At 48.2% G+C, this 7451-nt stretch carries 4 protein-coding genes and 1 pseudogene; 3 read left to right on the top strand and 2 right to left on the bottom strand.

Translation table 11 applies throughout. The features are described from left to right. The 3 genes and pseudogenes from E1H13_RS25700 to E1H13_RS25690 all read left to right on the top strand — a co-directional run. A pseudogene (locus E1H13_RS25700) lies at positions 1–1265 on the top strand (hypothetical protein); the annotation flags it as partial. Positions 1266–1334: 69 nt separating this feature from the next. Further along, a complete protein-coding gene (locus E1H13_RS25695) occupies positions 1335–1625 on the top strand; it encodes a hypothetical protein (protein ID WP_240966862.1) in 291 nt (96 codons plus the stop codon). 20 nt (positions 1626–1645) lie between these two features. After that, positions 1646–2338 carry a hypothetical protein gene (locus tag E1H13_RS25690; protein WP_169617818.1) on the top strand — a complete coding sequence of 231 codons (693 nt, stop codon included), beginning with the start codon at positions 1646–1648 and terminating at the stop codon, positions 2336–2338. Positions 2339–2624: 286 nt separating this feature from the next. On the opposite strand, the gene E1H13_RS25685 is transcribed toward E1H13_RS25690, so the two are convergent. Both E1H13_RS25685 and E1H13_RS25680 read right to left on the bottom strand, forming a co-directional pair. Continuing rightward, on the bottom strand, positions 2625–5180 hold the full coding sequence (locus tag E1H13_RS25685; RefSeq protein ID WP_169617817.1) for an alpha/beta hydrolase: 2556 nt from the start codon (positions 5178–5180) through the stop codon (positions 2625–2627). Positions 5181–5382: 202 nt separating this feature from the next. Beyond that, positions 5383–7362, bottom strand: a complete 1980-nt coding sequence (locus E1H13_RS25680; RefSeq protein WP_169617816.1) for a SulP family inorganic anion transporter — start codon at positions 7360–7362, stop codon at positions 5383–5385. Positions 7363–7451 lie beyond the last annotated feature (89 nt).

Here is a 7451-nt window from a genome sequence, read left to right as displayed (position 1 = left end):
CCAATGCAGAAAAGCTACAGGTGAAAGGCAGTGCTGCGATTGATAGCCTATCAGTAAGCAAGACATTAACGGTAACCAAAACAAGCACTTTAACAGGTAATGTTGGTATTGGCGTTGCTCCAGCCACAGGGGACAATGCAGAAAAGCTACAGGTGAAAGGCAGTGCTGCGATCGCAGGCGATCTCTCTATCACAGGTGCCAGTAATAAACTGACTGTTGCAGGTACCAGCACCCTAACCGGTAAGATTGGCATTGGAGGTGAACCCAGCACGGAGCAACTTAAGGTTAGCGGCGATGCTGCGATCACAGGTAATCTCTCTATCACAGGCCAAGTTTATATCGACAACCATTCCCAAACTGAAGCTAGTGTTGATTCATTCAAGATTTTCGTGTCAGCATCCGGCAATTCAGGCACTCGTACTTCCCCCCCTATTGTTAGAATCAATAACCATCGAATTAATTTTACCCTCCCACGCAGAGGACTAAATACAATTATCCTTAACTCTGACAAGGTAAAGAAAACTGAACATCACCAGGATGTCTATGATAATCCAGCTAATTGGAACACATGGGCTGATTGGATTAATAATCATGTTAATGCAACATATGGAGATCTTGTGATAATTGCGTCTATGGATGCCGTGAGAAATGCTCCCTCCGAGAGTACATCCAGTGCAAACAAGCTGCTTAAAAGTATTAATTCAACCCAAGCATTTAGATTAGAGAGAGGTCCAACATCTGGATCAGAGTTGGGTCGTCCGAGTGATCTTATTTTTAAGTATCGAACTGCATATATCCTGATATTTGTGAAAGGACAAAATAAATGTCACGAGGTAGCAACTCAACACAAGCCATCTTCTTCAAGAGCTGCTGAAGTTTCGGTATCATTAGATTACAACTCAGATATTGTACGAGAATTTATTAGAAAAAATCTTTATGCTCCTATTATTACGCATCCAACAAGCGAAGGAGGTAGCCTAAGGCTGGTGAGAGGAACAGTTAGGGAAAATGGAGAAATCAGATTAGGAAAAGACTTTTCTGTCGTAAAAGAAGGGGAAGGTAAATATATTATTAATTTTACTCCTGCCTTTTTGCATGCACCAACTGTTGTGGTAACTCAGCATTATCGCAAAGATGGCTGGGGAGGCGACACCAAAGATAATTGTGTGGTTACTTTTACTTCTGAAAATGAAGCACATGTAATTTGTGGAAATTCCTCGGGCAATAAAACTGACAGATCTTTTGAATTCATTGCTGTAGGATAGTTAAGTGAGTTTATGCGAAAAATAACTTGTATTTAGCCAGATTTCGAGATAATTAATGGATCTCATTCCTTGTTCGACACTTATATGGTTGGCTATGAATTTTTACTGAAGACTTTAATTATGTACGATAAATTGCGTCAACGACTCCAAGTCCTCAAAGCCGAGTATGAATCGGGTCAAAAAGTAATGGCCGAACTTGAGGTCAAGCAGGCCAGTGTTCGCGATACGCTGCTGCGAATTAGCGGGGCTATTCAGGTTTTGGAAGAAGAATTAGCCGATGTTGAAACAGAGACTAGTTCGCCGACAACTCCTGCAAAAGAAGACCCCATTGAGTTGGTGGCCGAACCTGACATGTCCTGATGTTTTAATTTGTTGAAACTGTGATTAACTCACTGCTTGAGCTGATCAAAAACCGACTGCAAGATGACTTGGCAAAAATAGTGCCCAAGGCGCAATGGCATCGGTTGCCCCTAGAGCGGGTGAGTACGCCTACTTTGCCCTGCGTAGCTATGTATGACGGCGAGATCACCTTTTTGCCCATCCGCCAAGATCACTCTCTGGAACAAAACAGTCGCGAGTTCCAGCAAGCATTTTGGATTGACCTGGTAGGGCAAAATAGTATGAAAGTCGAGCAGCTTACCTCGCTAATCGCGGGGTCAATTACTCTAAATCAGCAAAGGTGGCTGGCAAAATGTAATCCATCATCTCAAAACAATCAACCACCTGAAGACAGACCTCATCATTACCAAAGCGCCACCATCGCCACCCGCCATCGTTTTCGCCAAATTCAACTGATTGGCGCAAGCTCTGACTATGACGGGGGCAAAGTGCGATCGCGGTTAGAGTTTTTAGTCTTTGGCCAGCTTGAAATAGCCCAGCTTAAACCTGATTCACTTACCTGGATTGAAACCATTTCTGCAACTGGGACACTTGGCCAAGCTCAAAACAGTCGCAATAAGTCCGATCAGCCTATCAGTTGGGAAATCCCAATTACACCAGATCAGCCTATCAAGCAAGAAATAGACATTAGTAGTACAGGTAATGGAGATGATAAACGTGATAGAGATGATTAAGGTTAAACCCTCATTGACTGACAAAACTTATGCACAGATCCTTCGGAAGCCCCTCACCCTAGCCCTCTCCCGAGGGGAGAGGGAACAAGAGGGTGGATCGGCTCCCCTCGCCCTCTGGGAGAGGGGTTGGGGGTGAGGGCCAACAACTTTGACAGAATTGCGATCGCCCCTTTTATTTGTTGTTTAAGGGCAATCGCTTTTTCAAAGTTAGCAGCGTTGCAATGAGCATTCCCCAGATTGTCAAGCTATTAGAAAGGTGTACGTGTTGGATTTCGTTGTTTAATGACTACCAGTAAATCGTTCCAACAGGTGCTGGCGCGATACCAACTAAATGCTCGGTCTCAAACTTGAGATCCTCAATAAACCGCTCTAGGAAATGAACCGCAATACTGGTGTAAGAATCTGCTTCAAAGGGCCGCCAGTTGTAGATATATCCTAGATGGGCGTAGGGAAATCCTTCCTCGTCTGTGCCAATGGGTAGGGGAAGACCGCTAACAATATCGCCGATAATGCGGTGGTTGATGATACGGTTGGCAATGGGGGGATTATGCTGGGAATCTTTGTCCATATCTCCATATATTTTTCCGTACACAATATTGCCTTCTGCATCCATTGAGGTGTACTTTGCCCCGGGGGCAGCATTAAATGTATGACAATGAATTTTGTCTGGTGCGTATTTCACATTAGCCCAGTAGGCAACATGGGCCGCAATCATTCCGCCGAGGGAATGGCCGACTACGGTAATCTTTTGATATTGTCCAAAATTTAAGTGGCAGGCCTTCTCCTCGTAATACTTCATGGCATTGACCAATCGCCCTGCAATTTGGCCTACAAAGGTTACCTTGGCTGCAGCAGACACTGCGACGCTTTGCTGCATATCAACGGCCATTTCACTACGAATCACGGCGCGGATAATGTCGTCCCCTGAAAAAGAGGCCAGCATCCCACCGATACCGCCATCCGTGATTAGATCGGCAGGATTGGTTTTTTCGGTGCCTCGATAGGCCACGATTAGTTCGTCGGTACCGCCTTGGGAATACCTTACACACATGGCCTGGAGTCCATCGAGAAACCAGGTGTCTACCCGTTCAGATTCATCAATTAGTTCACAGCTCAGTGACTTGAGCTGTTGGGCGGCTGACTGCGGATCATAATAGACAGCTTGCGCGATGGTTGCGTAGCGGATGAGGGCCTGAGGATCGGCGAGAATCTGCCGATGATGTTCGACGATTGAATCAACCTTGACTGTTTGCTCCTGGTTGGCCTCTTGTAGCTCTTCTTGCTTTAGATCTTCTTGAGCTTGAAGGCGATCGCGTAGCGCCTGAAGCTGGAACTTTCCCGCTTTGTTAGTTTTCTCTGTCATCGCCAGATCAAATTCAGTGATCGCCTCCATCATCTCGGCAAACTTTGGGTTCGGGTATTCCAAAGTACGGGACGCGCCTTTCACTGGAGCGGCTAAAACCAACTCAGCATGTCCGACCGCCGCTTCTCTCTGGATGCGAAAAAACCTGAATTGATCGAGATTAGAAACTAGACTGAGGGCTTCGATACCTTGAATGGCAGCAGCATCATCCCATTCTGAGTGGGCGGCAAAGACTGGTTTTGGAAAAGGACTTTTAGGACTCAGCGTTTTAATGAGTTCGTCAATTTCTTTAATCTGTTCGGACAGCACGCGGGCACCATCGTTGTCCATCCGTCCATAGCGATAAGGGTTTTCACCAATGAGTGGCCCTTTAGAGTCCAGCAGATTTGCCATAAAGCTGCGGAGCAAGGACTCTTTGATATTGCCGCTTCCCATACCGCCTGCAATGCGAAGGGCCGCAGAAAACAGATAAATGGCTCCGGTTATCTTGTGAGCAGTCTTGGGATGATTCGCTGCCATGTAGCAGCTTAAGGCACCCCCCGTAGATAGTCCACCGATAGAAATTTGCTTGGCTTCAGCCGCCGCGGCATCGACAGCAAATTTCACGTTGGCTTGCCACTCACGTAACGAAACTCCTTCCATGCCACTGGGAATCTTCAGGCCATGACCTTGAAGGAGAGGAATATAGACGTTGTAGTTTAGCTTGAAAAAGTGATCGGCGATCGCGGTCATGAAATAGGGTGAGTCGGTTAAGCCATGCACCAACACAATTGCCTTTTCCGTCGGCTTTGCCTGCTGCATAATCCTGGGATAGCAGCCTTCTCGGACGGCCTCGGCTGAGAAGTAAGGAAACTCGTTATAGTAAGCAAACCACTCATCTTCCCCAATCTGCCGCTGGGGCGCTCTTTCCAAAATCCACGAGTCACTGGCTTCTGCTTTGGTGGTGATATAGCCTTGATTGCGATCGTCAACTGCGAGTCGCTGATTGTTCTTAGCAAGGTTGGTAATGTAAACCTCATCGCCATCACAGATAGGCTCCCCATCCTTACCATCCACTTTCGTCAGCAGCCATCCCTGTCTGAGGTCGTCATACCCCTCTTCCCAGTAGTAGCAATTGTCGCTGTCTCTAAAAATGCCTAAAGTATCATGATCACCTACTTTTGGCTCTGACGTTTTGATTTTTAGGATAGAGCCAGAGATGATGTCATTATTGCCAAATTCGATAGTCTCGTAGTATTTCGAACGATCCTGAAATGGGTTTAGCCACCAATTCACACTCTGGATGAATGAAACCCGTTTACCTGATGAGGGTGCCAACTGCAAAGCGACTTTCTTTTTGCTGTTGGTGCTTAAGTATGGCCAGTAATACCGTTTGGTGGTACCTGCATTGGCTGATATTAAATATTGATTGCTATTTTTATTCTTTAAGTAGATGATGCTACCAAACTTGATAGGACTAAATGCAGTACGGTCAGACATTAAAACACCCTTTCAAAGTTGATAAAATTTTGTGGAAGAAATGCGCTTAAAACCTTTTAGGCAGGATCTCTTAAAGGGGTATACGGATGATGATGGCGGAGTATGCAGTTCTGAGGCTGTGATTTTCTGAAAAAAAGAAAAAGTCAGTGCCAGACTCTCAACAGAGGGTTCGTAGCACTGACACGAGGTGTGTTGAAGGAAATTACGATCGCAGCAAGTCGGCAATTTCTTTGTAGGCGTAGGTGAGGCGATCGCCCAAAATTTGAATCACCGCCGCCTGGAACGCGGTCGCGACCTCGGGATGTTCTTGCTCTAGATGCTGGAAGCGCTCTGTTGTTAATCGATAAAGGGTACTGGGCACTTCTATGACCGCAGTTGTTTGGTGAGTCGAGTGACGGAAGAAATCCACGGCTCCGACCACATTACCCACTCCAAGAGCTTGAATCCGATGGGCTTGCTCCTGTTGCCCACCCAGGTACACGGTCACCTCCCCCACTTCGATCAGATCAATGGCATCGGCAGGCTGTCCGTGCTGATAAACGTACTCGCCGGGTTCAGCGTCCCATTCTTCCAGGTAATCGACAAACTCAGCGGCGGCATCACGGTCAGGAAACAGATCGTTGAGCTGAATGAGCATGGGGATGGTGCGGGCACGTCGTAGCGGGATCACACCCAGCAGGTCATTTTCGCACCATTCCAGACCGCGATCGCGATCGGCAAACGCCTGACAAGCCAGGTCATCTGGCAGCAGGCATCCCCCCCGCTTGAGCTGGGTGCGAATCGCTGGGCTCAGGTGGGTCAGCACCAGTTTGACTTCCTGCTGCTGCAAGAGCTGCTTGAGGCGGACAAAGCTCAATACCGCTGAAGAGTCGAGTCCGTTGACCGCCTGAAAGTCAAGGACGACGTACTTTAGAGGGGTGAGCCGGTCATCATTCAGCCGGTCTTGAACGCGCTTGAGTAGGGCATTGGCCGTGCCAAAAAAGAGAAACCCCTGCAAATCGAGGATGTAGATCTGATCGCCTTCCTCCTGAAGAATGCGGGTTTGGGGTAAGCTGCGGGCTCTGTGACTCTGGTGGGTGGCACCGGAGAGAATGTGTTTGGTGACGTTGACTCGGCTAGAACTGATGACAAACAGGGCAATGGCGACGACGATGCCGACGCCGACCCCCTGTAAAAAGCCAACGGTGGCAATTACAAACAGGATTAAGATAACAATGCCGTAGTCTGTTTTCGGCAGCTTAAACCAGGCGTCGTAGACCCACTCCACCAGAAAACTTAAACCCAAAAACAGAGCCACCCCTCCGAGCACCGGCTTCGGAAACAACGTGACCAACGTATCCCCCAGCAGCAGGGTAACAACACAAATACTGGCGGCGAGCACCCCTACCAGGCGACTTTTGGCATTAATTTTGGCGCAGCTTAAAACCGATAGACCCAGGGCATGAAAACCCACGATGCCACCGCCGAGGCCAACAATCACATTGGCAATCCCGGTTGATTGCAGTTCCCGGTTCAGATCAATATCCTGACGGGCAGCCAGCTCAATACCCGACACGTTCAGCAAAAGAGCAATTACTGAAAGCAGTGTCACGGTGGCCATTTTATCGACCTGACCAAAAATGAGTGCCCAGTTGACTTGGGTCAGCATTGACCAATGCAGGGGTTGCCACAGCCCATCTTTAGGGAAATCGCCAAAGAGCAGCCCCAACTCCTGGACGTGGCTGATGGGTGTTCGAGTTAGCCACAGAGTCAAATAAAACACCAGGGTGCTGCCAACGATAATGCCCGGCATGATAAACACATTGTTGTAGCGGCGCAGCAACACGACCAAAGCCAGGCCAACGGCGCAGCCGGGTAGCCAACGTACAGCTATCGTTGGGGTTAGTAAAACCGGTAAATCCGCTAGATTAAAAAACTGATCCGTCATGACGTTGAAGGCACCCTGGGCGAGCAAGTAGCCGGTACCCGCCAGAAAGCCACCCACAACTGGATAGGGAATAAAACGGATTAAATTGCCGAGTTTGAAGGAGCCGAGTAAAAAGCAGACGATACCCACGACTCCGGTGGCGATCGCCAGGCCCATAATCACCGTCGGTAACAGGGCCGGATCGGAGGCTGGCAGCTGAGCGGCGATCGCACTGGCCATCATGGCCAGAATGATCGCTGGAGAATCCTGGGGCATGATGACGATTCCCTTAGCGGGTGACAAGGGGACTCAAAGCTTCAGGGGACAATGCTTTGAGAGAATAGGAAGGACAAAAAATAGGGAGT

Origin of the sequence: Nodosilinea sp. P-1105 (assembly GCF_012911975.1) — a bacterium.
In the GTDB taxonomy this organism is placed as follows: Bacteria; Cyanobacteriota; Cyanobacteriia; order Phormidesmidales; family Phormidesmidaceae; genus Nodosilinea.
The sequence above is the reverse complement of the archived record's forward strand: the minus strand, read 5'-3'. Positions and strand labels throughout refer to the sequence as shown.

Coding starts and splice junctions, on each gene's coding strand:
- E1H13_RS25685 (WP_169617817.1), bottom strand. CDS start 5,180: ATGTCTGACCGTACTGCATTTAGTCCTATCAAGTTTGGTAGCATCATC.
- E1H13_RS25680 (WP_169617816.1), bottom strand. CDS start 7,362: ATGCCCCAGGATTCTCCAGCGATCATTCTGGCCATGATGGCCAGTGCG.